The organism is Roseobacter sp. OBYS 0001 (assembly GCF_019654895.1).
Classification (GTDB): Bacteria; Pseudomonadota; Alphaproteobacteria; order Rhodobacterales; family Rhodobacteraceae; genus Roseobacter; species Roseobacter litoralis.
On sequence record NZ_BPES01000001.1, the window covers coordinates 1 to 25,667 of the forward strand.

The 25,667-nt window shown below is 58.3% G+C and carries 21 protein-coding genes and 1 riboswitch; of the genes, 15 read left to right on the top strand and 6 right to left on the bottom strand.

Annotation, left to right across the window (positions count from 1 at the left end; genetic code table 11):
- The 3 genes from ftsY to K5Q35_RS00015 all read left to right on the top strand — a co-directional run.
- Nucleotides 1-1,108 (top strand): signal recognition particle-docking protein FtsY (gene ftsY / locus K5Q35_RS00005; RefSeq protein ID WP_220797980.1); only part of this gene is annotated, 1,108 nt, incomplete at its 5' end.
- A 71-nt stretch (nt 1,109-1,179) separates the two neighbouring features.
- Nucleotides 1,180-2,088 carry an EamA family transporter gene (locus K5Q35_RS00010; protein WP_220797981.1) on the top strand — a complete coding sequence of 303 codons (909 nt, stop codon included), beginning with the start codon at nt 1,180-1,182 and terminating at the stop codon, nt 2,086-2,088.
- A gap of 9 nt (nt 2,089-2,097) precedes the next feature.
- Nucleotides 2,098-2,712 (top strand): inner membrane-spanning protein YciB, encoded by a 615-nt coding sequence (locus tag K5Q35_RS00015; RefSeq protein ID WP_013960979.1) that lies wholly within the window; start codon nt 2,098-2,100, stop codon nt 2,710-2,712.
- Here the strand turns inward: K5Q35_RS00015 and K5Q35_RS00020 are convergent.
- The 3 genes from K5Q35_RS00020 to K5Q35_RS00030 form a co-directional block, all read right to left on the bottom strand.
- A complete protein-coding gene (locus tag K5Q35_RS00020; protein WP_220797982.1) occupies nt 2,709-3,434 on the bottom strand; it encodes a Crp/Fnr family transcriptional regulator in 726 nt (241 codons plus the stop codon). The genes K5Q35_RS00015 and K5Q35_RS00020 overlap by 4 nt on opposite strands.
- 109 nt (nt 3,435-3,543) lie before the next feature.
- Nucleotides 3,544-4,248 (bottom strand): glutathione S-transferase N-terminal domain-containing protein, encoded by a 705-nt coding sequence (locus K5Q35_RS00025; RefSeq protein ID WP_013960981.1) that lies wholly within the window; start codon nt 4,246-4,248, stop codon nt 3,544-3,546.
- Nucleotides 4,232-5,224 (bottom strand): alpha/beta hydrolase, encoded by a 993-nt coding sequence (locus K5Q35_RS00030; protein WP_220797983.1) that lies wholly within the window; start codon nt 5,222-5,224, stop codon nt 4,232-4,234. The genes K5Q35_RS00025 and K5Q35_RS00030 overlap by 17 nt, the downstream gene beginning before the upstream one ends.
- 113 nt (nt 5,225-5,337) lie before the next feature.
- Nucleotides 5,338-5,414: riboswitch (SAM riboswitch) on the top strand.
- A 62-nt stretch (nt 5,415-5,476) separates the two neighbouring features.
- Between K5Q35_RS00030 and metZ the strand changes: the two genes are divergently transcribed.
- From metZ to K5Q35_RS00050, 4 genes are all read left to right on the top strand, one after another.
- Entirely contained in the window at nt 5,477-6,658 is a 1,182-nt protein-coding gene (gene metZ / locus K5Q35_RS00035; protein ID WP_220797984.1) for an O-succinylhomoserine sulfhydrylase, read from the top strand.
- A 162-nt stretch (nt 6,659-6,820) separates the two neighbouring features.
- A complete protein-coding gene (gene folE2 / locus K5Q35_RS00040) occupies nt 6,821-7,924 on the top strand; it encodes a GTP cyclohydrolase FolE2 (RefSeq protein WP_220797985.1) in 1,104 nt (367 codons plus the stop codon).
- Nucleotides 7,925-8,039: 115 nt separating this feature from the next.
- Nucleotides 8,040-9,530, top strand: a complete 1,491-nt coding sequence (locus K5Q35_RS00045) for a TrkH family potassium uptake protein (RefSeq protein WP_013960985.1) — start codon at nt 8,040-8,042, stop codon at nt 9,528-9,530.
- Nucleotide 9,531: 1 nt separating this feature from the next.
- Entirely contained in the window at nt 9,532-11,124 is a 1,593-nt protein-coding gene (locus tag K5Q35_RS00050) for a thiamine pyrophosphate-binding protein (RefSeq protein WP_220797986.1), read from the top strand.
- Between the two features lie 8 nt (nt 11,125-11,132).
- Here K5Q35_RS00050 and K5Q35_RS00055 read toward each other — a convergent pair whose 3' ends face one another.
- The gene (locus tag K5Q35_RS00055) at nt 11,133-12,905 is read right to left on the bottom strand and encodes a serine protease (RefSeq protein WP_220797987.1); all 1,773 of its coding nucleotides are present in this window, start codon (nt 12,903-12,905) and stop codon (nt 11,133-11,135) included.
- Nucleotides 12,906-13,062: 157 nt separating this feature from the next.
- Between K5Q35_RS00055 and K5Q35_RS00060 the strand changes: the two genes are divergently transcribed.
- From K5Q35_RS00060 to glmM, 8 genes are all read left to right on the top strand, one after another.
- A complete protein-coding gene (locus K5Q35_RS00060; protein ID WP_013960988.1) occupies nt 13,063-14,004 on the top strand; it encodes a glycine--tRNA ligase subunit alpha in 942 nt (313 codons plus the stop codon).
- A complete protein-coding gene (locus tag K5Q35_RS00065; protein WP_220797988.1) occupies nt 14,001-14,522 on the top strand; it encodes a DUF6446 family protein in 522 nt (173 codons plus the stop codon). The genes K5Q35_RS00060 and K5Q35_RS00065 overlap by 4 nt, the downstream gene beginning before the upstream one ends.
- Nucleotides 14,522-16,732 carry a glycine--tRNA ligase subunit beta gene (gene glyS / locus K5Q35_RS00070; protein WP_220797989.1) on the top strand — a complete coding sequence of 737 codons (2,211 nt, stop codon included), beginning with the start codon at nt 14,522-14,524 and terminating at the stop codon, nt 16,730-16,732. The genes K5Q35_RS00065 and glyS overlap by 1 nt, the downstream gene beginning before the upstream one ends.
- A gap of 92 nt (nt 16,733-16,824) precedes the next feature.
- Entirely contained in the window at nt 16,825-19,362 is a 2,538-nt protein-coding gene (locus K5Q35_RS00075) for a putative PEP-binding protein (protein WP_220797990.1), read from the top strand.
- 153 nt (nt 19,363-19,515) lie between these two features.
- Nucleotides 19,516-20,139, top strand: coding sequence for a cell wall hydrolase (locus tag K5Q35_RS00080; RefSeq protein WP_220798726.1), 624 nt, complete (start codon nt 19,516-19,518; stop codon nt 20,137-20,139).
- A 93-nt stretch (nt 20,140-20,232) separates the two neighbouring features.
- Complete coding sequence (locus tag K5Q35_RS00085) at nt 20,233-21,156, top strand: dihydroneopterin aldolase (protein WP_220797991.1); 924 nt, start codon at nt 20,233-20,235, stop codon at nt 21,154-21,156.
- 2 nt (nt 21,157-21,158) lie between these two features.
- The gene (gene folP, locus K5Q35_RS00090; RefSeq protein WP_259650417.1) at nt 21,159-22,172 is read left to right on the top strand and encodes a dihydropteroate synthase; all 1,014 of its coding nucleotides are present in this window, start codon (nt 21,159-21,161) and stop codon (nt 22,170-22,172) included.
- Nucleotides 22,165-23,514: a phosphoglucosamine mutase gene (gene glmM / locus K5Q35_RS00095; protein WP_220797992.1), complete on the top strand. Its 1,350-nt coding sequence runs from the start codon at nt 22,165-22,167 to the stop codon at nt 23,512-23,514. The genes folP and glmM overlap by 8 nt, the downstream gene beginning before the upstream one ends.
- A 99-nt stretch (nt 23,515-23,613) precedes the next feature.
- Here the strand turns inward: glmM and K5Q35_RS00100 are convergent, their stop codons facing one another.
- Both K5Q35_RS00100 and ilvC read right to left on the bottom strand, forming a co-directional pair.
- A complete protein-coding gene (locus K5Q35_RS00100) occupies nt 23,614-24,534 on the bottom strand; it encodes a DMT family transporter (protein ID WP_259650418.1) in 921 nt (306 codons plus the stop codon).
- Nucleotides 24,535-24,607: 73 nt separating this feature from the next.
- Nucleotides 24,608-25,630 carry a ketol-acid reductoisomerase gene (ilvC, locus tag K5Q35_RS00105; protein ID WP_011568179.1) on the bottom strand — a complete coding sequence of 341 codons (1,023 nt, stop codon included), beginning with the start codon at nt 25,628-25,630 and terminating at the stop codon, nt 24,608-24,610.
- Nucleotides 25,631-25,667 lie beyond the last annotated feature (37 nt).

Here is a 25,667-nt window from a genome sequence, read left to right on the forward strand (position 1 = left end):
GCCAGAGCCAGAGCCAGAGCCAGAGCCAGAGCCAGAGCCAGAGCCAGAGCCAGAGCCAGAGATCACACCCGAGCCGGTCGCGCTGGACAAGTCTGACGCGCCGCAAGCTGAGGCCGATGAGACAGACGTTCAGCCAGCGGATGATCCGTTTGTGATGCCGCGCTCACCTGCGCCGATTGCGTCTGATCTGTCCGAACCAACACCTGTTGCAGCAGATAAACCCGGTTTGCTGGGCAGGTTGATGGGGCGCTCAGCGCCTGCCATAGTGGTGAGACGCACGCTGGATGACGACATGCTGGAACAGCTCGAAGAATTGCTGATAGCGGCGGATATGGGCGTGGACACAGCCCTTCGTGTCGTAGCCAACATGGCGGAGGGACGGGTTGGGAAAAAGCTGTCGGTTCAGGAAATAAAAGAGCTGTTGGCCTCCGAAATTGCGCAGATCATGGAACCCGTGGCAAAACCCTTGCCGCTCTATCCACGCACACCGCAGGTTGTTCTGGTCGTGGGTGTGAATGGCTCTGGTAAAACCACCACCATTGGCAAACTTGCCAGCCAGTTTCGCGCGGCCGGCAAAAAGGTGGTCATTGCAGCGGGGGATACCTTTCGCGCAGCGGCAGTTGAGCAATTGCAGGTTTGGGGGGATCGCGCAGGCGTGCCTGTGCTGACGGCTCCGGAAGGGTCTGACCCGGCGAGCCTTGCCTTCGATGCCATGGTCAAGGCGCAGCAAGACGGCGCGGATTTGTTACTCATCGACACAGCAGGCCGGTTGCAAAACCGGACCGATCTGATGGAAGAACTGGCCAAGATTGTCCGCGTTATCCGTAAGAAGGACGAAACGGCACCTCATAATACCCTGCTGGTGTTGGATGCGACGACCGGGCAGAATGCGCTTAATCAGGTCAAGGTGTTCAGCGATATTTCGGATGTTTCCGGCCTAGTGATGACCAAACTGGATGGGACCGCCAAGGGCGGCGTGCTTGTGGCGCTGGCTGATAAATTCGGCCTGCCGATCCATGCGATTGGTGTGGGCGAACAGATTGATGATCTTGATGCCTTTGACCCGGAAGATTTTGCGGACGCATTGATGGGGCTGGAGCGGGGGTGAACGCTTTACGCGCTTCCGAAGTGCAGATCCAAATCCGTCACGCGCTTTATGGCGGGCGATAAGCCAGCAAAATGACAGACTGGCTGATCTCCATCGAAGGTACCGAAGCAGGCCATCGGCTTGCCCTTTGGTTGGCCATTTTGGCGGCGTTTCTGCACGCAGTCTTTGGTGCTTTGCAAAAGGGCAGACATGATCCGTGGATATCGCGCGGGGCCATCGACTTTTCATATATGGTAATGGCGGCACCCTTTGCGCTTTTCGTCGTGCCTTGGCCGGAACCGCACATGTGGCCGATCTTTGTCGGGGCATGGGTAATCCATACGCTCTATAAAATCCTGCAAGCCATGGCCTATACACGGGGTGCTTATACGGTTGTCTATCCGGTTGTGCGCGGTACAGGGCCGCTGTTTGCGGTGATTGGCGCCTATCTGATCTTCGGTGAAACATTCACCATCATTCAATGGGCTGGGATCGCGGGGCTCTTGGCGGGGATATTCGGACTTGCCATCTACAATATGGTTTATCTGGTGTCCGAGCGTGACACGCTTCACGCAGCTTTGGGCCTGGCGGTGATCACAGGGTTGTTCGTGGCCCTTTATACCACCTATGACGCGTATGGAATTCGTGCGACCGCCAACCCCTTTACGTTCCTTGCGTGGTTCTTTCTGATCGATGGGTTCTTCATGCCGATCCTGGCCGCACGCCGCTGGTTGGGCATGGCAGCGGATGCGCGCCCCGAATTGCCACCGCTCATGGTACGCGGCGTGACCGGCGGGTTTATCGCTTTTTTCAGCTTTGGCAGCATAATGTTGGCCACTCGGCTCGATAAAGTCGGTGAGGCGGCCGTACTGCGTGAAACCTCGACGGTTTTTGCAGCCGTTATCGGTTGGGCGTTCCTCAAAGAAACGGTCGGCCCACGGCGAATTGCGCTTATGGCATTGATTGCGCTGGGGGCCGTGATAGTTGAGGTTGGTGGATAGGAGAGCACTGTGAAAGAAGAAAAAACCATCAACCCAATACTCAAACAGGTGTTGGAATTGGGGCCGACCATTTTGTTTTTCCTGATCTATCTCAAGATCAAGGAAGACGTTTTTGTCATTGGCGGTACTGAGTACACCGGCTTCATTGTCGCGGCTCTGATCTTTGTGCCGATATTGCTCGTTGCGATGGGCATACTCTGGGCACTTACGGGCAAACTAAGCCGGATGCAGGTGTTCACGGCCTTCATGGTGATCTTCTTTGGCGGGCTCACTGCCTGGTTCAACGATGAGCGTTTCTTCAAGATGAAAACGACCATTGTCTATGGTCTGTTTGCCGTCCTGCTGGGGATTGGTTTGATGCAGGGCCGCTCGTATCTGGCCTATGTCATGAGCGAGCTGATGCCAATGCGTGATGAGGGCTGGATGATCCTGACCCGTCGCTTGTGCGCCGCATTTCTGGCGCTGGCTGTGGCGAATGAAATTGTCTGGCGCACCATGTCGACGGATGCATGGGTCAAGATCGAAACCTTTGGCTTTCCCGTAGCCCTCATGGCGTTCCTGATGTGGCAGTTCACGTCTCTGCAAAGCTATATGATTGACGAGGACAGTACCGACGAGACCTAGACCCGTCGCACATCAGACAATGCGTTAATCATCGGTGCCGGAATACTGTCCACATGCACGGACGCTTCACCCATTGACCGTGCAACCTTGCCTGCAAGATCAAGCGATATGGCTGCCTCCAGCGCGAGATTGAAGCGGGGGTTGCGCGCGCATTTGCGGCGCAGGTCATCAAATTGCCACTCCAGCACCTCGGCGCCTTCTTCGAGCCACGCTGAGGCAGAACTTGGCACACCTGTGAGGAATGACACCTCACCGAGGAAAAGTTTGGGGGGCAGGACAAACGCCTGTTCTCCCTTGCGCACAAGCGTCGCGCCTTTGAGCACAAAGTAAAGTTTTTCACCCATTTCGCCCTCAAGGGTGACCTGCTTGTCCTGTTCCACGGTATAGCGTTTGGCGAGTTTCATGAGGGCTCGAAAATCCCCCGGCGGCAGGCGCGGAAAGTCGTAAAAGATATCTGCATGGGCGCGCGGGATCGCAAGCCGCGACTGGCGCGCGATCAAGGTGCTCAACCCGCCGATGTTTGCGATGCCAATCAGCAGGCTGACGTAGATCGCTTCCCACAAGGGGCTCTCGCCAATGATCGCATAGTAGATCAGATAAACGCAGGTCCCCGCCAAAATGAGCAGCCGCAGGATGATCTGATTTGTGATCGCCATGCCCGCGACATAAAAAGCACCGGCAAGGTAAACCATGTTCTCCGGCGTCAATACGCTACCGTACATATTATCCGACTCTGCCTCGTGATTGCATGGCAGGACTCTTGGCGAAAACGATCCGCATTGCAAAGAAAATCGAGACGAAAAGTATTGTTATTGTTCGCAGATGCTCAAATCAGCGCTTTGAGAACAGCTGAGCCTGCGCGGCCTTGTCCTTGCGGAAATCCCCGCGCTTTTCTGCATGAAGCGCGCGACCTGCGATGACGCCGGGGCGCGCACTCACCGTGTCGAGCCAGCGTTTCATGTGCGGTTTGTCCTCAAGCGTTTGTTGCTGGCCTTCCCAAAGCGACGCCCAGCCCCAAATCGACATATCCGCAATCGAATAGAAATCTCCGGCGACGAACTCATGGCAAGCCAGTTGCCGGTCCAGAACCCCGTATAACCTGCCAACCTCGGCCCTGTATCTGTCCTTCGCGTAAGGCAGATCGTGCGGCGGGTCCATCGCAGGCGCATATTTCAAGAAGTGATGCGCCTGACCGGCCATTGGGCCCAGTCCCCCCATTTGCCACATCAGCCACTGCGTCACGGCGATCTTGTCGCGCGCGGTCTCACCACCGAACGCGCCGGTTTTCTGCGCGAGATACTGAAGGATTGCGCCCGACTCGAAAACCGAAACGGACGCCCCATCAGGTCCTTCAGGGTCGATGATCGCAGGCATTCGGTTGTTTGGCGCAATTTTCAGGAAATCAGGCGCGAACTGATCGCCAGCCCCGATGTCTATCAGGTGCGTGGTATAGGGCAGGCCCATTTCCTCAAGCGCAACCGAAACCTTCCAGCCATTGGGCGTGGGCCAGTAGAACAGATCAATAGGCTGGCTCATTCTTATCACTCCGCGCATAGGCTGCATCCTGCAGGCACAGAGTGGAGCCTACCGCATGTGCGGGGTGGGACAAGCGGAATTGTCGGCGGGTGCGTGCCTGCGCGGGCATCGGCAAAAGCCGCGACCATCGCGGCGCAGGTTTTTCAGGCAGTATGGCCTTGAGCTGTGCAAGCGGCAGCGTCTCAGGATCGCGCAAAAACCGGCTATACATGCGCATGACGCCGGGACGTTTATAGGCCGACCAATGACATATCCGCTTGCTCGGGGGCGAAATGGGCAGACCGATTTGCTGCAGCCGCGTTATCGTCTTGGGACAATCAAGCTGCACGGTGACGGCATTTTGCGCCTCAATGCCCTGTCCGATCGTACAATCGCCGGGGGTGTCGGCCTTGACCAGACGTTCAAATGCCGCATCAAAAAGATCATTTTCGCGGCTTGTCACATTCAAAACCCGCACAGTGCGTCCGGCCGGTGTTGCGAGCAGCGATTTCGCGCGGCCTGCATAGGTCGCACCCGTCAACAGAACCATGCAGTCAACCGCGCCGGCGGGCAAATGGGCCAGAGCGCTGAGGGCGGCCTCGGACCCCATGGAGTGTGCAATAATGTGTATTGGGCGCTGAGGGGAATGGGCCTTGAGCATTTGAATGACGGCGGCGAGCTGCGCACCGAGCTGTGATGCGCGTTGGTGCACCGTCCGCAGGGATCCCCGCGCGAACCAGCCAAAGGCAATGCCAAGCCCCTCGGCGGGATGCGCCCCCTCGAACCCAAGTGCTGCGGGCCAACTGTGCTCGGTTTTTCCAAACAGTTTGCGGTGTGGGCAGTGATCTTCAGTGCCCGGTGCGTATTTATAGCCATGCACCATGATCACGGCCGGTCCCGGTTTTGAGGCCAGTGCGCAGAGCCTGTAAGGCGCGGCTTGCGCCGTGTCATGCAAGGCAAGGGCGGACGGCGTGGCATTGATCCTGAGCAAAGGCATCGCGCCCCCCTACACCATATTTTGTGGTTCTTTGTTGAACCATCCATAGGTAGGAAAGATGAAAACCGTATTACACCACCGTGACGGTGTTGACGCGCAACACCCTTTATTCTACGAGAAGGCGTGGCGATTTGATACCGGATTGCGGGCCACTCTAAACACTCCGCTAAAAGGTCACTCGATGAGGAAACCCCGTCGCATTGACCGCGTATGGGGTTTTTTTGTGTCCGAAACGGACTGGAGAAGACGAGAATGACAAAAGACCTCAAACCGCGGACGCGTGCTGTGCATGCGGGTACCCGACGAAGCCAGTACGGCGAAGTGTCGGAGGCGATCTTTCTGACGCAGGGCTTTGTGTATGACACGGCCGAACAGGCCGAAGCACGGTTTGTTGAAGCGGGGCCGGATGAGTTCATCTATGCACGCTATGGAAACCCTACAGTTGCGATGTTCGAAGACCGCATCGCGGCACTGGAAGGTGCGGAAGACGCCTTTGCCACCGCTTCTGGCATGGCCGCAGTGTCGGGCGCGTTGATGTCCATGCTCAAAGCAGGCGATCACGTCGTTTCGGCCCGCGCGCTTTTTGGGTCCTGCCTCTACGTGCTCGAAGAAATCCTGACACGCTACGGTGTCGAGGTGACCTTCGTGGATGGCACAGATATCGCGCAGTGGAAGGAAGCCATTCGCGATGATACGCGCGCCGTCTTCTTCGAATCAATTTCCAATCCCACCTTGCAGGTCGTTGATATTGAGACCGTCGCAGGTCTGGCACATGCCAAAGGCGCAATCGTGCTTGTGGACAACGTGTTTGCAACCCCGGTGTGGTCCCGGGCCTTTGAGCAGGGTGCTGATGTCGTGATTTACTCAACGACCAAACATATCGACGGGCAGGGCAGGGCCTTGGGTGGCGTGATCCTCGGCACCAAGGATTTCGTCCGAAAAACCGTTGAACCCTACATGAAACACACCGGCGGTTCCATGAGCCCGTTTACAGCTTGGGTCATGCTGAAAGGGCTTGAAACGCTTGATTTACGGGTGCGGGCGCAGACCGAAAACGCAACGGCACTGGCCATCGCGCTTGATGGGCATGAAAAACTGAACCGGGTTATTTATCCCGGCATTCCAAGCCACGCGCAGCACGCGCTGGTGAAACGGCAGATGGAAAAAGGGGGGACGGTCCTTTCGATTGATCTGGTAGGGGGTAAAGAGGCGGCATTCCGGTTTTTGAACGCTATTGAGGTTGGTGTCATCTCCAATAACCTGGGCGATGCAAAGACGATTTTGACGCATCCCGCGACAACGACACATCAGCGTTTGCCGCAAGACCAGAAAGATGCGCTTGGAATTTCAGCAGGCTTAATTCGCATCAGTGTTGGGATTGAGGATCAGGAAGACCTGAAAGCGGACCTTTTTCAGGCCTTGCAGTGTGTTTGATGAGTTGTTCATGGAATATAATAAAATCAACGCGTTATATGTTTTCTGCGCTGCGTAAGCATCTGTTTTTGGCAAATATGTACCGGGTATTTCCCTCTATGATTGGCAGATAGTTAATGCTGCCCTATGTTGCTACTTCGAAGACGTACAGGGAACATCGCGATGAATATTCACACACCCGGATTACAGGTCACGCCCGACAGAGATGAGGCGCAGGCGGCACTGGATGTGCTGCGCCAGTGGGCCAAACAGGCGACCCCGACTGAGATCAGCGAGCTTGACCCGTCGGTCGCCCGCCTGATCCCGGGCATGGACGGGGTCGAGTATCCAGCCTTGTCGCGCGAGTATCCCGGTGATTTCGCGATTGATGACAGCTACAAAGAGACATTGCCCGATCTTCAAAACGGCCCGTCGAGCCTGATCCGCGGGACGAAACAGCAGATCCAGCATGTGGGTATTTCTAACTTCCGCCTGCCGATCCGGTTCCACACACGTACCGGTGGGGATATCACGCTCGAAACATCCGTGACCGGCTCCGTCAGTCTTGAGGCGGATAAGAAGGGCATCAACATGTCCCGGATCATGCGCAGTTTTTACAAACATGCAGAAGAAACCTTCAGCTTTGAAGTGATCGAAGCCGCGCTTGATGCCTATATCAATGATCTGGAGAGCTTTGACGCCCGCATTCAGATGCGGTTCAGCTTCCCGATGAAGGTGGATAGCCTGAGGTCTGGTTTGTCCGGGTATCAGTATTACGACATCGCGCTGGAACTGGTGGATCAGGGCGGCGTGCGCAAGAAAATCATGCATCTTGATTATGTGTATTCATCGACCTGCCCGTGCTCGCTGGAACTTTCCGAGCATGCGCGCGCAACCCGCGGACAGCTGGCGACGCCGCATTCGCAACGCTCTGTTGCGCGGGTTTCGGTTGAGGTTGAAAACGGCGGTCAATGTCTGTGGTTCGAAGATCTGATCGAAGCCTGCCGACGCGCTGTGCCGACCGAAACACAAGTTATGGTCAAACGCGAAGACGAACAGGCGTTCGCAGAACTCAACGCCGCCAACCCGATCTTTGTCGAAGATGCCGCGCGCCTGTTTTGTGAGCAATTGCACGCCGATACCCGGATCGGAGACTTCCGCGTGATCGCGAGCCATCAGGAAAGCCTGCACAGCCATGATGCGGTCAGCATTCTGATGGAGGGTGAGACGTTCAAATCAGAGAGCCTTGACCCGAAATTGTTCAACACGCTGTTTCACGTCGGATAACTTGACCATTTTACATGTGATCTGCCTTTTTGGGGCCAATTCAACGCGTGCGTATCTCAACCAGCTCTAGCGCCTTGTGGCCTCGTGGGCAGGCCGGACTTGCAGAGCAGACCGGATGCGCTTGACACCAGCGGAGCGCCGCGCCAACCCTGCGCATATGTTGGACTTGCGCCCCGTCGGATATGTGATCGGTTTGCTGGTGGCTGTGCTTGGTGCAGCCATGGTTCTGCCGATGATGATCGATATCGCAGAAGGGCGCGAACATTGGCCGGTTTTTCTGCAATCCGCGCTCTTTACGGTCCTTGCGGGGGGGCTGATCGCTGTTGCCTGCTCAAACGGCGTCAAGGAAGGGCTGACGATCCAGCAAACGTTCATCCTGACCACCGGGGTCTGGGTCGCTTTGCCGCTTTTCGGTGCCATACCCTTCGTGCTCGGCGCGACCGAGGCCCGTTTTGTCGATGCGTTCTTTGAGGCCATGTCGGGCCTGACCACCACGGGCTCCACCGTGTTCACCGGGCTTGAAACGCTGCCCAAAGGATTGCTCTTGTGGCGTGGTATTCTGCAATGGCTGGGGGGCATCGGTATTATTGTTGTCGCCATGGTGTTCCTGCCGGAACTGCGGGTCGGGGGTATGCAGATCTTCAAATCTGAAGCCTTTGATACGATGGGAAAAATTCTGCCCCGTGCGACGCAGATTGCCAGCCAGATATCCAGCATCTACCTTGGCCTGACCATGGCCTGCGCGCTGTGCTATCTTGCCCTCGGCCTTGATGCTTTTGATGCGACGGTACATGCGCTGACGACCGTTTCGACCGGCGGTTTTGCCAATTACGATGCGTCCTTCGGCACGTTTTCCGGCCCGCCGGAATATGTGGCCAGCCTGTTCATGATCCTCGCAGCACTGCCTTTCGTGCGCTACGTGCAGATGATCAATGGTCACACGGAACCGCTTTGGCGCGACAGTCAGGTGCGCGTGTTCCTGATGACGCTCCTGATTATCGTGTTGGGCATCGCAATCGCCTTGACGCAGTATTTTCCAAAGGACGCCGAAAGCGCGTTTCGCGAGGCGCTCTTTAACGTGACCTCGATTATGACCGGGACCGGGTATTCCTCGGCGGATTATATGCAATGGGGTCCGCTGTTGATCTCCCTCTTTTTCTTTATCGGACTGATTGGCGGCTGTGCGGGGTCAACCACCTGTTCGATCAAGATATTCCGCTATCAGCTGTTGTTTGCCTCGATCCGCTTGCAGCTGCGAAAAATTCGCTCTCCCAACGGCGTTTTTATCGTGCGATATGAAAAGCGGCCCGTCGGCGAGGAAGTCCTCAGTTCGGTGATGTCCTTCTTCATGTTCTTTGTTTTGACACTGGGGTTGCTCGCGGTCGCCCTCAGCCTGACGGGGCTTGATTTTATCACATCGCTTTCCGGTGCGGCGACTGCTTTGTCGAACGTGGGGCCGGGTCTGGGCGATGAAATTGGCCCCACAGGTAGTTTTGCAGGGCTGAACGATACAGCCAAATGGCTTTTGACATTGGGCATGTTGCTGGGACGGCTGGAGCTTTTGGCCGTCTATGCGATGCTCACCCTTTCATTTTGGAGAGATTGATATGCAACGTCCCTTGGGTGCGCAGATTTCACATATGCTCAAGGATCGCGGCGTCGATGTCATCTTTGGCATCCCCGGGGTCCACAATCAGGAAATGTACCGGGGCATCGAAGAGGCGGGCATCACGCATGTTCTGGCACGCCACGAGCAGGGGGCGGGGTTCATGGCCGATGGTTATGCGCGCGCAACCGGCAAGCCGGGGGTGGCCTATGTGATCACCGGACCCGGCCTGTGCAATGCGATGACGCCCATGGGGCAGGCCTATTCGGATTCTGTTGCGATGCTGGTCCTATCGTCCTGTCTTGATGAGGTTGCCGCACAAAAAGGCCAGTTGCACCAGATGAAAGACCAGCGCGCCGCCGCGGAAACCGTGTGTGATTGGTCGGTGCAGGCGCAAACGGCGCAGGCTGCGTATCACCTGATTGACCGCGCTTTCACCGAGTTTCAGACCCGGCGCGCGCGCCCCAAGCACATTCAGGTGCCCATTGCGGAACTTGAGGCGCTGGCACCGGTTGCACCGCCGCGCGTCGATGGTGCCACAATCTGTGCTGATGGGTTTTCCACCAGCGACGCCGCTAAAGTCGTCTCAGCGCTTAAATCCGCCAAACGCCCGATGATGATTTTCGGGGGCGGCGCTGCATCAGCCTCCAGCCCTTGTTTCAAGCTCGCCAGCCGTGCGGGTGCTGCAGCATTCTGCACATATGCAGGGCGCGGCATCATCCCGTCGGATTACGCGCTTTACTTTGGCTCGACGCTGGCGCGCCCGGATTCCGCGCGGGTTCTGGCGCAAGCTGATCTGCTTGTGGTGATCGGCTCGGAACTGGCGGAGGTGGATATCTGGCGGAATGAACTGGGGCATGATTGCCCGACGATCCGCGTGGATATTGACCCATCCCACATGACCGGCGCGCGGCGGGAGGGCGACATTCAGATTGTCGCCAGAGCAGCCACCTTCGCGCAAACCCTATGTGATGCGCTGGAGGGGCATATTCCGCAAACCGAATGGCGTGCTCAGGATATTGCGGCGACGCGATCCCAATGGCGCGCCGAAATAGCCGCCGAACGTCCGGGCATTGTGCCGTTGTGCGATGCGCTGCAAGCGGCCTTGCCCGAAGGCACGATGATCTATTCCGACATGACCCAGTTCGCCTATGTCGCGAAAGAAGTCTGGGATATGGACCGCGCGGACCACTGGCATCATCCCTATGGCTTTGGAACCCTTGGATATGCCACGCCCGCAGCCATCGGTGGGGCCATCGGACGCGCTGGAAAACCCACGCTCGCCATTATTGGAGACTACGGATTTCATTATACGATGCAGGAATTGGGCGTGGCCGTCGAGCTTGGGCTGAGCCTGCCGATCCTGCTTTGGGACAATGGCAAGCTGAAAGAGATCGAAGACAGCATGGTGCGTGCCCAGATCGCCCCCAATGCTGTGATCGCGCGCAATCCGGATTTTTGCAAACTCGCCGAAGCTTTTGGCGCGAGGTCAGCCGCGCCCCAAAGTCTGGATGCGCTCCAAGCCGCCGTGCGGGATGCGTTTGAGGCAGATGGCCCAACGCTGATCTATGTCACACCCGACGTGGGGCAGTAGCGGAAAAATCATTCCCAACAGCTGACAAGGACTGTCATGCCAACGCCAAGGTCGGTGATGTCTTCCGGGTCCATGCCAGCGGTCTGCGCGCCCTTGCGTAAAGTTAATCCAGCTTGCGTCATGACCGACCCAATCGCCTGACCTGTCAGCGCAAAGCGTACGTCCTCGGGCAATTGGCGCCCGCCTTCTTCCTTTGGAAGCAACATGCCCAAAACACTGCCGCTGCTGTCCAGAACCGGTCCGCCCGCGTCACCCGGCAAAGCCTGTACGGACAATCGGCCAAGGTCGGTTTCTCCGCTGAGACCTTTCATGCCCGACAGCTTCCCGAAGGTGAGAGAGGGTGCGCTGAGCTGTCCCTCGAATGAATATCCTGCAACAGCGATATCGGACTGAAGCCGCGGTGGCTGTGCGCTGAACTGCGCGAAAACCGGCGGCGCGAGCGACTGATTTGGCGTCAGAAGGGCGATCCCGCGATTAAGGTCAACGCCTGTGAGTGTCGCCTCGAACTGATCGTCCAATGTGATGCGCGCGCAGCTTTCCACCGCTGCCGCCGTCGTGACGACGGACCCAGCCGCATCCACATAAAACCCCGAGCGCGAGATCGTTGGTTTTCGCACATCGATCCCTGCAAACAGGTCCAACTGCTGTGACGCGGGAACCCCCGCGCTTGGGTCCAATACCCCGGGAGTACTTTGGAAACTCGCGCGCATCTCCTGAAGCACTCGGCCGCGGCGCGCCTCATCGTCCACAGGCCATATCAGAGTGAAGCCTTTGATTTCGTCCCCGATCAATCGTACATCGGTTTCACTGACAAAACCGGCACCACGCCCCACGATCTGAAAGCTGTTGCGCGAAAGGCTGCGTGGCCCTTCCAGCGGGACAATCGTCAGGGTTTGAAGTATATCATAGAGCCCGGCTAGGGCATCCCGGTCCCCGCGCTGACTGATCAGAAAGGCGCGGGCTTTGAAATCCCCCGTGCTCTCATATTCTGCAAATGGGGCTTCGTAACGGGTGAAACGCATCACCGCTGTCGGGAGTTGGATGGAAATACCCGCCTCGGCGTCGCGGACCATGCGCATGTCCAGCCCGTCCAGAATGGCCGTATAGGCCGCAATCAGTCGCGCCCGCTGCTGTGTGGTCAATACACCTGTTGCCTCAAGTCCATTGTTACGCTGCCATGTGGCCATCGCATTGCGTGTGCCGCGACCGAATGCACCGTCAATGGCGGCGTTATAAATACCCGCCCATTGCAGTGCTGTTTGCAGCTCGCGCCGTTGTTCTGCCGTCAATTGACTTTCACTGCGGCGCGCTTGCGCTGGTGTTTCGGTATCAACTGGACCGTCCACATTATCCAATTGTGCAGTCTGCTCCCCTGCCAGCACCGGGGGGACGATCTGCGGGGTGATCCGCTCTGAAAGAGAGCCAATTGCGCCAAGGCCAAGCACATCGACGCCGGCCGGCCAATACTGCTGCGCATAACTGCTGCTCAACGCCACATAGCTGTCGTTTGGTATCAGGCCTTGCTGGCGATAGCGGGTCAGAACCTGCTCGGCATCTTCGGGGGTATAGGGGCCCAGCACCACGGCATACCATCCCCCGGCCAAAGAGAATCCGGCAACATCAGGCAAAGTCGCAGCATATCTCTCAACCCGCGCCAGCGCTGCATCATAGGTCGGTCGCGCCTCGATCTGGACCCATACCAGATCTCGTCCGGATTGCGCCTGAGCAGCGACCGACAGACAGCTAAAGCAAACACATAAAACCAAAACAAGTCGCGTCATTACAGCAGTTTTCCCCAAGGCATACACTTTGGCGTCTAATAAGCAGGAAATCACCGGATTGACCATAAGATGTCAGGTAATTTATCGTCTGAGATACAATTGACCCTTGTTCCCAGCCCACGTAGGAAGAGCGCGAGTTCAGCTTGAGGTTCGCGCCATGTCAGACAGCGTCACGACGCCAAAATCCTTTCAGGAGATCATCCTGCGGCTTCAGGATTACTGGGCCGGGAAAGGCTGCGCGATCTTGCAACCTTACGACATGGAAGTGGGTGCAGGCACCTTTCACCCGGCCACGACCCTGCGCAGCCTTGGCAACAGACCATGGGCTGCCGCCTATGTGCAGCCCTCGCGCCGCCCGACGGACGGGCGCTACGGCGACAGTCCCAATCGGTGGCAGCATTATTACCAGTTTCAGGTGATCATTAAACCCAGCCCGCCGGATTTGCAGGAGCTCTACCTCGGATCGCTCCGCGCCATCGGCATCGACATGGACCTGCACGACATCCGCTTTGTGGAGGACGACTGGGAAAGCCCGACGCTGGGGGCCTGGGGTCTCGGCTGGGAGGTCTGGTGCGACGGGATGGAGGTCAGCCAATTCACCTATTTTCAACAGGTGGGCGGCCATGACTGCCACCCTGTGTCGGGGGAATTGACCTACGGATTAGAGCGGCTGGCGATGTATATTCTGGGTGCGGATGATGGCAACAAGATGCCATTCAACGACCCCGGCTGTCCGATCCCGCTGACCTATGGCGATGTCTTTCAGGAGGCCGAGGCGCAATATGCCCGCTGGAATTTCGATGTGGCGGATACGGATGTCCTGCTGCAGCACTTTGTTGATGCCGAAGCCGAATGCGCGCGGATCCTCGCGCAAGCCCCCGACGATCCCAAAACCGGGCGGCGTATCGTCATGGCGCAACCCGCTTATGACCAATGCATCAAGGCAAGCCATATCTTTAACCTGCTGGATGCGCGCGGTGTCATCTCCGTGACCGAACGGCAGGCCTATATCGGACGAGTTCGCGCGCTGGCCAAGCAATGTGCGGACGCCTTTGTGCAGACGCGCGCGGGCGGCTGGACACCGGAGAGTGCCGCATGAGCGGTAAAATCGTTGGAATAGTCATTATGATCTCGGCACTTCTCGCGGGCGGGGCGCTCTATTATTTACAGGTCTACGGCTTTTACGAAGAGGCAAGCGCCGATCTGCAACAGGTCCAGCTGTTGCCGCTGGGGGCTGACACCCCGGTGCCCATTCTGGCGGAAAACATCGAGGCCATTGACGCAGACAGCTCTCCCATTCGGTTCCGCGCCTGTTTCACCACACCATCGAGCCTCGCGATGCTGACGGAAACCTACGTGGGCCTTGAGCGGGCTGTGCCACGCAACGCGCCGGAGTGGTTCGCGTGTTTTGATGCGGCCGCCATCGCGGAGGAACTAAAGGCCGGTACGGCGCTGGCGTTCATTGGCGAAAAGAACGTGGACTTCGGCGTCGACCGGATTGTGGCGATCACGCAGGACGGGCGTGGCTACATCTGGCACGAGCTGAATGACTGCGGTGAAAAGGCCTATGACGGCACCATCGTTGGTGAAGAATGCCCCAGACGAGAAAGTAACTGATGCCTGATCTACTGATTGAACTCTTCTCCGAAGAAATCCCCGCCCGCATGCAGCGCCGCGCGGCACAAGACCTGCAGAAACTCGTCGCTGATGGTCTGGTTGAGGCCGGGTTAACCTATGCCTCTGCGGCGGCGTTCTCCACCCCGCGCCGTCTGACCCTGACGCTTGAAGGGGTGCTTGCCGAAAGCCCCACCACCGTCGAAGAACGCAAAGGCCCGAAAGCCGATGCGCGTGACAAGGCCATTGAGGGTTTCCTGCGCGGTGCAGGTGTCACGCGCGAGGCACTCGAGACGCGGGATACGCCCAAAGGGCCGGTGCTTTTTGCGAAAATCACCAAAGAGGGACGGCCCGCCGCGCAGATCGTGGCGGAAGTCCTGGAAAAGACGATCCGTAACTTTCCATGGCCCAAATCCATGCGCTGGGGCACGGGCACCCTGCGTTGGGTGCGCCCGTTACACTCGATCCTATGCATTTTGTCGGATGAGGCAGGCACGCAGGTCGTACCGCTGAGCGTCGATCACATCACGGCGGGCGACAGCACACAGGGGCATCGTTTCATGGCGCCGGACCGGTTCTCGGTCACTGGGTTTGATGACTATACGGCCAAGCTGAAACGCGCCTTTGTCGTGCTCGACCCGGCAGAGCGGGCAGATATGATCTGGCACGATGCCACCAATCAGGCCTTTGCCAATGGGCTTGAGGTGGTCGAGGATGCGGGTCTGCTGGCCGAGGTCGCAGGGTTGGTCGAATGGCCTGTCGTCCTGATGGGGCGGATTGACGAAGCCTTCCTCGATCTGCCGCCGGAGGTTCTGCAAACCTCGATGAAAGAGCATCAGAAATTCTTCTCCGTGCGCAATCCCAAGACGGGCCGGATTGAGCGGTTCATCACCGTGGCCAACCGCGACACGGCGGATAACGGCGCGACCATTCTGGCGGGGAATGAAAAGGTGCTATCGGCGCGTTTGGCGGATGCGAAATTCTTTTGGGACAATGATTTGCGCGTGGCCAAGGCGGGCATGGGCGAGTGGCTGAAAGCCTTGGAAAGTGTGACCTTCCACAACAAGCTTGGCACGCAGGCCGAACTGGTGGACCGGGTCGCGGCGCTGGCGCGCGAACTGGCCCCGATGGTGGGGGCGGATGCGGATGAGGCCGAGGAGGCCGCGCGGTTCGCCAAGGCCGATCTGTCGTCTGAGATGGTCTATGAATTCCCCGAGCTGCAGGGGCTTATGGGGCGCTACTACCTAAAAGCTGCCGGGAAGTCCGACGCCATTGCGGCGGCGGCGCAGGAACACTACGCGCCCCTTGGGCCATCCGACGCCGTGCCCACCGCACCCGTGTCCGTCGCCGTAGCGCTGGCCGAAAAGATCGACAAGCTGACGGGTTTCTGGGCGATTGACGAGAAACCGACCGGTTCGAAAGACCCCTACGCCCTGAGACGGGCTGCGCTGGGGGTTATTCGGATCGTGTTGGAGAATGACATTGAGATCAATTTGCAAAACCGCCTGCGCGGCTGTGTCGTTGGTCGCGCCCTGCACGTTTGGGCAATTTCAAAGAAACTTGCAACTTTATCGGTATCAGACATCCTTTCAGTCGACTTCTCCATAGAGGACGAGAGAGAAAAATATGTCAAAGCGCTGACAGGAAACGATCCTGAAGCAAGCGCCCTTGAATTAGTTGCAAAGGGCGATGACATCCTCTCCTTCCTCCACGACCGCCTCAAAGTCTACCTGCGCGATCAAGGCATTCGCCATGACATCATCGACGCCTGTATCGCCATGCCGGGCAATGACGACATCACGCTATTGGTCAAACGGGCCAAGGCGCTGTCAGATGTTGTCGGCACCGAGGATGGCGAGAACCTGATCCAAGGCTTCAAGCGGGCCAACAACATCCTGACGCAGGCGCAGGACGCGGATGGGGTCGAATACTCCTACGGCGCGGACGCCAAATTCGCCGAAACCGACGAAGAACGCGCGCTGTTCAAAGCGCTGGACACCGCTGAGGCGATCATCACCCCGGCGATGAAATCCGAAGACTTTGCCACCGCCATGTCCGCCATGGCCACACTGCGCGCGCCGATTGATGCGTTTTTTGAGGCGGTGCAGGTCAATTCTGACAACCCGACTGTCCGGCGCAACAGGCTCAACCTGCTCAGCCGGATCACGCAGATCTGTCTGTCTGTCGCGGACCTGACCCGGATCGAGGGCTAAACCGACCTGCGGCAAAATGGGAGCGCTTGCACTAGTGCTTGTCAGGCTAGGTTTACATTCTATGCTGCAGGCAAGTTCAAAAAGGTGCCGCAGTGCAGAATAATCCGAATACAACCCTCGTTACGCCCACAGCGCCCATCGCAAACAATACACATGGGGGGCGCGCAAAGTGCCTCCAACGGCTTGTGCGTCTCGACTTGCCGGTGCCGCGCACCGTCGCGCTGTCCTTTGAGGCGGTGCAGAACATCGCGCGGGGCCAGTTGCCGGATATCGCCGCCATCGTGTCCCAGTTTCCGGAGGATGCGTTGCTCTGCGTGCGTCCTTCCTCTGAGGATCCCGACTGGGGCGGGCCGGGCGCGGTTCTCAACATCGGGATGAATGACACGCGTTTTCAGGCGCTGGTGGCTGAACTCGGCGCAGAGGCGGCAAGCTCGGTCTATACCCGTTTCGTGCAGTCCTTTGCGGTCGATGTCGCCCGGCTTGACCCGGATATGTTCGACGATGTGGCGCAAGATGGCCAACAGGCGTTGCAGGACTCCCTGCGGGCCTATGAAATTGAAATGGAAGAGCCGTTTCCCACAGACCCCGGCGAGCAGCTTGCCGCTGTGCTCAAATCCATGGCGCGGGCATGGGATGGCACGTCGGCGCGGCTGTTGCGGCAGGCCAAGGGCGCGCCTGCGGATGCGGGGTTGGGCCTCGTGGTGCAGCAAATGGCGCTTGGTGTCGGTCTGGGTGAATGTGGATCGGGGGTCTTGCAGCTTGTCGACAGTGACACGGGGCTGCCGCAGATCACCGGGCGTTACCTGAGCCAAAGCCAGGGCCGCGATGCGGTAGAGGGGGATTCCTCGGCGCTTTATCTTGGGCGCGACCCGCGCGGTCCCTCGCTGGAAGACCTTGTACCGGACGCTTTCGCAGAACTGCAGGAGCATGCGGCCCTGATGCGGATCAAACTGCGGGCCGAAATGCAGCTGGAATTCGCGGTGGACAACGGCAAGGTGCATATCCTTGACGGGGTGCGGGTGCCGCGATCAAGCCGTGCTGCTGTGCGCATCGCTGTGCGACTTGCACAAGACGGGGTAATTTCGCGGGCAGAGGCGTTGATGCGGGTCGAACCGCGCACCTTGACCGAGCTTTTGCACCGGCAAGTGCGCACCAATGCCGTGCGCGATGTGATTGGCAGCGGCATTGCAGCAAGCCCCGGTGCGGCGACCGGCGCGATCGTTTTCACAGCCACTGAGGCGCAAGCGAGTGCCGCGCGGGGCGATCCCTGTATCCTCGTGCGCCGCGAAACAGCCCCCGAAGACATTCGGGGTATGCACGCCGCCCAAGGAGTGCTGACGGAGCGCGGCGGCATCACAAGTCACGCCGCCGTCATCGGACGCGGGATCGGCCTGCCCTGTGTGGTGGGGGCGACGGATATGCGTTTTCATCGTCGGCGCAAAGAGTTGGTGGCCAGCGATGGTCGGGTGTTTTCGGCGGGGGACATCATCACGGTTGATGGCACGAACGGTCAGGTCCTCGCTGGTGCGCCGGAGATGCGTGAAGCAGCGCTGGACGAGAGTTTTCAGACGTTGATGGAATGGGCGGATGAGTTGCGCGATATCGAGATCCGCGCCAATGCCGACACCCCCGCTGATGCGCAAACGGCGCGCAATTTTCAGGCGGAAGGTATCGGGCTGTGTCGCACCGAGCATATGTTCTTTGAACCGGGGCGATTGACCGTCATGCGCGAAATGATTTTCGCGGAAAGTTCGCAGGACAGGCGCGCGGTTCTGGAGCGTTTGCTGCCGATGCAACGCGCGGATTTCACGCAATTGTTCCGCATTATGGAAGGCAAACCGGTCTGTATTCGCCTGTTTGACCCGCCCTTGCATGAATTCCTGCCAACCGACCGGGCGGGCCAGCGCGAGCTTGCGGATGCTTTGGATTTACCCCTGTCCGACGTCACGCGCCGGATTGATGCGATGATGGAATATAACCCGATGCTGGGCCTGCGCGGTGTGCGTCTTGGCATCACCGTGCCTGAAATCTACGAGATGCAGGCGCGCGCGATTTTTGAAGCAACGCTGGATGCCAGCGCGGATGGCGATCCGGTCGTGCCCGAGATCATGATCCCGCTTGTGTCAGCAAAACGCGAGGTTGAATTGGTCAAGGCGTCCATAGATACTGTTGCTTCCGCAGTGAGATTGGAAAAGGGTCAGGATTTCAACTATCGGCTCGGCGTCATGGTTGAAACACCACGGGCTGCCATTCGCGCGGCCGATATCGCGCCGCATTGCGCATTCTTGAGTTTTGGAACCAACGATCTGACGCAAATGACCTATGGTTTGTCACGGGACGATGCCGGTCGTTTCATGTCCGACTATGTGCGGCAGGGTGTCTTTCCCGAAGATCCGTTTCATACGCTTGATATCGACGGGGTTGGTGAGCTTTTGCAAATTGGGGCACAAAGAGGGCGGGCGGCGCAGCCTGATATCACACTGTCCATCTGTGGCGAGCACGGGGGTAACCCCGAATCGATAGAGTTCTGCCGCAACGCTGGATTCAACTATGTGTCGTGTTCGCCCTTCAGGGTCCCCGTGGCGCGACTAGCTGCCGCACAGCTTGCGATCGGACACAATATTTCGTAGTTTTCAATATTATCAATACTATATCAGCCAGCAAGTGTTGCCATTAAGCGTCAGACTGGCTGACCAATTAACCATGTTGACGGCCGTAAACTTTACGTAAACTTTTTATCCCGGTAGAGAGCTTTCACTGCAACTTTGGTGGGGGCCGCAGTTATGCGAGTATTACGTCCGACTACGTTATTGTTTACTATAGGTCTGTCTCTGGGCCTTTTCGTGGCAGCGCCGGTTGTCGCGAACGACGACGCCGTATCCGATGAGAAGAACGCGCTTCAGTCTGTTACACTGAACCGTACGCCTGAGAATGGATCAGACACTTTCGGCGTTGAGTTTTCGCGCGACTGGATCGACGACCTGCCCGAAGCAACGGGCGGCGAAGAATGGAATTGTCTTGCCGAAGCGCTCTACTTCGAGGCGCGCGGTGAAACCGTGAAGGGCCAGTTTGCGGTGGCGGAGGTCATCATGAACCGCGTGGAATCCGAACGCTTCCCATCCTCTGCGTGCGGCGTCATTAACCAAGGAACGGGCAAGAAGTACCAGTGCCAGTTCACTTATACCTGCGATGGACACAAAGAGGTCATCAAGGAGCCCCGGGCTTTTGAGCGCGTCTCAAAAGTTGCGCGTGTCGCGTTGGATGGCAAAGCGCCGGAACTGACAGAAGGTGCCACGCATTATCATACCACGGCTGTAAAGCCGCGCTGGAGCAAGACGTATACAAAAACGACGGCGATCGGGACTCACATCTTTTACCGCCACACGTGGCGTACAGCCAGCAACTGACGTATTCCAGACGTATTGTGGCGGTCTGAGCTTTGCTCCCCGGTGCGCTTTCGGTAAGATGGCGTTCAATGTACGGGAAGAGAGGCGTTCTGAATGAGTTCCGAAATACGACTTGCTTTTGCGCATCCTTCCGAGAGGTCTGAGGCAACTGCTGACAAAATGCCACTGGATCGCATCTCGTTGCGCGATCATATCGTCGAGGTTGAAATCGGCGCGTTTCAGGCCGAGCGTGGGGTCACCCAACGCATTTGCTTTAACGTTGTGGTGGAGGTGCAGCCGCTCACCGGTGTAATCGACGATGATGTTGATCGCATACTCAGCTACGACCGCGTGACCGAAGCAATAGCTGGCGCGCTGGCTGATGAACGCCTAAATCTGCTCGAAACGCTGGCGGAACGCGTCGCGGAACGTATTTTGCTGGAGCCTCAGGCGATGCGGGCCTTCGTTCGGATCGAAAAGCTCGACCGGGGACCGGGCGCGCTGGGGGTTGAGATCGTGCGCTCGACCAGCACGCTCAATGCCGCACCAGAGGCTGAGAGCGCAAGCGTTGGCCCTGAGTTGCTGTATCTGAGCAATGAGGCGATTGCCTCGCCAAATCTGAAGACGTGGATTGATCAACTTGAGAAATCTAATCGTCCCGTGGTGTTTTGTGTGGGCGCATCACTCACACGGGCCCCGCAGATCAACCATCGTATGGCGCAACGCCGGATCGACCTGCTGGCCATTGAGCAGAATGCCTGGGTGCTGGCCTCCAAGGACGACCGCTGTGTGGTGGTTTCGACCCGCACAGAGCTTGATTGGGCGATGAAAAACGGCCAGTCCTCGGTATGGGCGCCATCCAAGATTGTACTTGATGCCGTGGACGGTCCATCCGCGCAACCGCGCGATGCTGTTGCCTTGGCTGCATGGTTTGCAGCAACCCTTGGTGCGCGCGAAATGGTCGTCATCGGGGCCGCACTGCCAACCGAGGCGTCTGTGCCACTTCGCAGCGTTTCGATCGACGCCGAAGTCTGGTAGACGTGCAGCCCTATTTTCGCCCGCTCCTGCAATCGGGGCCCGTGCGCCCGCGCGGTGCTATGTCGCTGGCCGGGGGCTGGACGTGGTTTACGGATGTCGAGGTGCTGGAACGGGGGCGCCCGTCACAGGTCATTCCCGCCACGGATGCGCCACCGGCTGTTTTGACAACTCTCACCCGAGAACGCGTGTCGATTGCCGGGCTGGATTTTAACAAACCGCGTGTCATGGGGATTTTGAACGTGACGCCGGATAGCTTTTCGGACGGCGGCACTCATCATTCGGTTGCTGACGCTTTGGCAGGTGCGGCCCAAATGGTCGGTGTGGACCTCCTTGATGTGGGGGGGGAATCCACCCGACCGGGTGCACAGCTGGTGCCAGCACTGGAAGAAATCGAACGGACAGCGCCAGTTATTCAAGCTCTGCGCCAGGCGGGCCACGCGATGGCCATTTCGATCGACACCCGCAAAACACCTGTCGCCGAGGCCGCGATCGACGCGGGGGCCACATTGGTGAATGATGTTTCCGGGTTCACGTTTGATGCTGACCTCGGGCCGCTTTGTGCCGCGCGGCAGGTGCCCGTCTGTGTCATGCATGCGCAGGGGGATCCCGCAACCATGCAGGCCCGACCCGAGTATGACGACGTGCTGCTGGATGTATACGACTTTCTGGCGCTGCAAATTGAGCGGCTCGTGCAGATCGGTGTGCCGCGCGATCAGATCATTGCTGACCCCGGGATTGGTTTTGGCAAAACGCTTGAGCACAATCTCAGACTGCTATCGCATCTGTCCCTGTTTCATGCGTTGGGCGTGCCGATCCTGTTGGGGGCGTCGCGCAAAAAGTTCATCGGAACACTCGGCGGGGCCGAAAAGGCGCGTGACCGGATGCCGGGGTCATTGGCGGTCGCGCTCGCGGCTTTGAAACATGGGACACAAATTGTGCGCGTTCATGACGTGCCACAGACCCTGCAGGCCATTGCGCTTTGGCGTGCGGTCGTGGCAGGACATGGGCATGGATAAGCTTTTTGGAACAGATGGGGTGCGCGGCAAAGCCAATCAGCACCCGATGACAGCCGAGATGGCGCTGCGTATCGGTGCCGCCGTCGGTAAATATTTCCGGCGTGATGGATCGGTCGCGCACCGTGTGGTGATCGGCAAGGATACACGTTTATCAGGCTATATGTTTGAAAACGCGCTGACGGCGGGTCTGACCTCCACGGGGATGAATGTGCTGTTGCTGGGGCCGGTGCCCACACCTGCGGTCGGTCTGCTGACACGGTCGATGCGCGCGGACCTTGGGGTGATGATCTCGGCCAGCCATAACCCGGCCTGTGACAATGGGATCAAGTTTTTTGGCCCTGACGGCTTCAAGCTGTCGGATCTGGCCGAGCAGGAGATCGAAGCGCTGATCGCGTCCGGTGTCGATGCCGTCGAAGCGAATGATATCGGGCGGGCCAAACGCATTGATGATGGGCGTTTTCGCTACATCGAACGGCTCAAGACCTCCTTTCCTCGCCAGCGGCGGCTTGACGGGCTGAAAGTTGTCATCGACTGCGCAAATGGTGCAGCGCACCGTGTCGCACCTGAGGCATTATGGGAACTGGGTGCTACGGTTATTCCAATGGGCGTCTCCCCTAATGGCAAGAACATCAACGAAGGGTGCGGATCAACGCACCCGCAGTCCGCGGCAGAAATGGTTGTGGCGCATGGTGCTGATGTGGGCATCTGCCTTGATGGCGATGCCGACCGCGTGATCCTGATCGACGAAACGGGCAAGGTTGGGGATGGCGATCAGTTCATGGCCCTTATGGCGCAGCGGTGGGCGGAACGCGGCAAACTGGCGAATAACGCGCTTGTCGCCACGGTGATGTCCAACCTTGGCTTGGAACATTTCCTGACCGATCTGGGGCTGAAGCTGGAACGCACCGCGGTTGGCGACAGATATGTGGTCGAACGGATGCGCGCCGGGGGGTTTAACCTTGGAGGGGAGCAGTCGGGTCACATCGTGATGACGGATTACGCGACCACGGGGGATGGTCTGATGGCGGGGTTGCAGTTTCTGGCGGCGATGACGCAAGCTGACCAGCCCGCAAGCGTTTTGCTGAACCGATTTGAACCAGTGCCGCAATTGCTCAAGAACGTGCGGTTTACAGCAGGTCAAACCCCGCTTGAGGACGCCCGCGTCAAAGCCGCCATTGCGGCGGCGGAGGCTGATCTGTCCGCTAAGGGGCGTCTGTTGATCCGCAAATCCGGCACAGAGCCACTGGTGCGTGTGATGGCAGAACACGAGGATCAGACGGTAATGGAGCGGGCGGTTGATAGCGTTGTCGAAGCTGTTGCGGATGCCGTGGGCGGGACCTAAAGCGTCTGACGAAATATCAGAAACATCGCATATCACCCAACGCGTTGAAATGTCTGATTTCGGGCAGCGGTGGGTGACTCAGGTTTTGCGCATGGTGCTTTAGCCGCGCCTGAACAGCCGATTAAGTGATCCGTATTGGCTGAGGCCAACGCCGCTCAGGATCAGGATCATGGCCCAAAGCAGGGAGGGGGGCAGCGGCTCGCTCAGCAAAAGCGCGCCCAATACGACAGACCACACAGGCACCTGATAATTGACCAGTGACATGAACACCGGGCCCGCCGTGCGCACCACAAGCACCCGCAGCAGGCTCGCAGCCGCGGTCGGCACCAGCCCCAAAAAGGCCAGCACCCACAGCGTTTTGCTGTCCGGCACCACCGGAGGGCCCTCGACGATAAACGCAGCGGGCACCACGACCGCCATGCCGATCAACAGCAAAAGCGTGGACAGCCCGATGGCATCCACTTCAGGCAAGCGGCGCAGCACGATTGAAGAGACGGCGTAACAACTTGCCGCGCCAACACAGGCGACGCGGCCCAGGGGCTCGAGACTGGCGCCGGTTGTGTCAAAAGCCTGACCGCCGATCAAAATGCAGACGCCGACAAACCCGATTACGAACCCGACCCCTTTGCGAAGGGTGAGGATCTCACCGGGCACCAGAAAATGCGCAAGTGGCAAGACGATCAGCGCCACAGCCGCCATTGAGACGCCTGCAAATCCGGCTGTGACAAACTGCTGACCCCACGCCAGCAAAATGAAGGGAACGGCGGAACTGAACGCGCCGATGAAAAGGGTTGCGCCCCAGACGCTCCGGTCGGGCGGGCTTTCAAACAGGCGAAACCCCAAGGCCCCCCAAATGGCGGTCATCAGAATTGCTGCAAACCCGATGCGACCCGCCGCGAGCCAAAACGGCGTCATACCCTCAAGGGCGATTTCCGTAACAAGAAATGTTGCGCCCCACGTCACGCCAAGGATCGCGACCATAAGCCAGCTGGTAGCTGTTATGCGGGGCTGTTGGGACACATGTTCTTTCTGTTTAAAAAAGTCACCCCGACGCCTTGCGCCGGGGTGAGCATCGATCAGGGATATTGGACGCTTAGTTTTTGGATTTATCAACCATCTTACCGGCAGAAATCCAAGGCATCATCCCGCGCAGGGTTTCGCCTGTTGCTTCGATCTGGTGCTCGTCATTGATGCGACGTGTCGCTTTGAAGTGTGGCTGGCCCACAGCATTCTCTTGCATGAAGTCACGGACGAATTTGCCGTTCTGGATGTCCGTCAGGATCGCCTTCATGCGTGCTTTGGTCTCATCATAGGGCAAGACGCGCGGGCCGGAGACATATTCGCCGTATTCTGCCGTGTTCGAGATCGAGTAGTTCATGTTGGCGATGCCGCCTTCATAGATCAGATCAACGATCAGTTTCACTTCGTGCAGGCATTCGAAATAGGCCATTTCCGGCGCATAACCTGCTTCGACAAGGGTCTCAAAGCCCATGCGGATCAGTTCAACGAGGCCACCGCACAGAACGGCCTGTTCGCCAAAGAGGTCGGTTTCGCATTCCTCGCGGAAGTTGGTTTCGATGATGCCCGAGCGCCCGCCGCCGATGGCAGAGCAATAGGACAGTCCGATTTCCAGCGCGCGGCCGGAGGCGTCTTTGTCCACAGCAACAAGGCAGGGAACACCGCCGCCTTTGGTGTATTCGCCGCGGACCGTGTGACCGGGGCCCTTTGGCGCCATCATGATGACGTCGATGCCTTCTTTGGGTTCGATCAGGCCAAAATGGACGTTCAAACCGTGCGCGAATGCGATTGCGGCCCCTTCGCGGATGTTGTCATGGACGTATTTCTTGTAGGTTTCGGCCTGAAGCTCATCGGGCATGGTGAACATGATCAGGTCGGCCCATGCGGCGGCTTCGGCAATGCCCATGACCTGCAGGCCTTCGCCTTCGGCCTTTGCGGCAGATGCAGATCCTTCGCGCAGCGCAACGGCGAGGTTCTTGGCACCTGAATCGCGCAGGTTCAACGCATGCGCGTGACCTTGGCTGCCATAACCGAGAATGGCGACCTTCATGTCCTTGATCAGGTTTACATCACAATCTCTGTCGTAATAAACGCGCATGTCGGGCGCTCCTTCTGTTTGGTTTATGCTGGGGTGC

Coding starts and splice junctions, on each gene's coding strand:
- K5Q35_RS00060 (WP_013960988.1), top strand. CDS start 13,063: ATGTCAGACAGCGTCACGACGCCAAAATCCTTTCAGGAGATCATCCTG.
- K5Q35_RS00080 (WP_220798726.1), top strand. CDS start 19,516: ATGCGAGTATTACGTCCGACTACGTTATTGTTTACTATAGGTCTGTCT.
- K5Q35_RS00025 (WP_013960981.1), bottom strand. CDS start 4,248: ATGAGCCAGCCTATTGATCTGTTCTACTGGCCCACGCCCAATGGCTGG.
- metZ (WP_220797984.1), top strand. CDS start 5,477: ATGACAAAAGACCTCAAACCGCGGACGCGTGCTGTGCATGCGGGTACC.
- K5Q35_RS00030 (WP_220797983.1), bottom strand. CDS start 5,224: ATGCCTTTGCTCAGGATCAATGCCACGCCGTCCGCCCTTGCCTTGCAT.
- K5Q35_RS00050 (WP_220797986.1), top strand. CDS start 9,532: ATGCAACGTCCCTTGGGTGCGCAGATTTCACATATGCTCAAGGATCGC.
- K5Q35_RS00010 (WP_220797981.1), top strand. CDS start 1,180: ATGACAGACTGGCTGATCTCCATCGAAGGTACCGAAGCAGGCCATCGG.
- glmM (WP_220797992.1), top strand. CDS start 22,165: ATGGATAAGCTTTTTGGAACAGATGGGGTGCGCGGCAAAGCCAATCAG.
- K5Q35_RS00020 (WP_220797982.1), bottom strand. CDS start 3,434: ATGTACGGTAGCGTATTGACGCCGGAGAACATGGTTTACCTTGCCGGT.
- folE2 (WP_220797985.1), top strand. CDS start 6,821: ATGAATATTCACACACCCGGATTACAGGTCACGCCCGACAGAGATGAG.
- K5Q35_RS00055 (WP_220797987.1), bottom strand. CDS start 12,905: ATGACGCGACTTGTTTTGGTTTTATGTGTTTGCTTTAGCTGTCTGTCG.
- K5Q35_RS00085 (WP_220797991.1), top strand. CDS start 20,233: ATGAGTTCCGAAATACGACTTGCTTTTGCGCATCCTTCCGAGAGGTCT.
- glyS (WP_220797989.1), top strand. CDS start 14,522: ATGCCTGATCTACTGATTGAACTCTTCTCCGAAGAAATCCCCGCCCGC.
- K5Q35_RS00045 (WP_013960985.1), top strand. CDS start 8,040: ATGCGCTTGACACCAGCGGAGCGCCGCGCCAACCCTGCGCATATGTTG.
- K5Q35_RS00065 (WP_220797988.1), top strand. CDS start 14,001: ATGAGCGGTAAAATCGTTGGAATAGTCATTATGATCTCGGCACTTCTC.
- ilvC (WP_011568179.1), bottom strand. CDS start 25,630: ATGCGCGTTTATTACGACAGAGATTGTGATGTAAACCTGATCAAGGAC.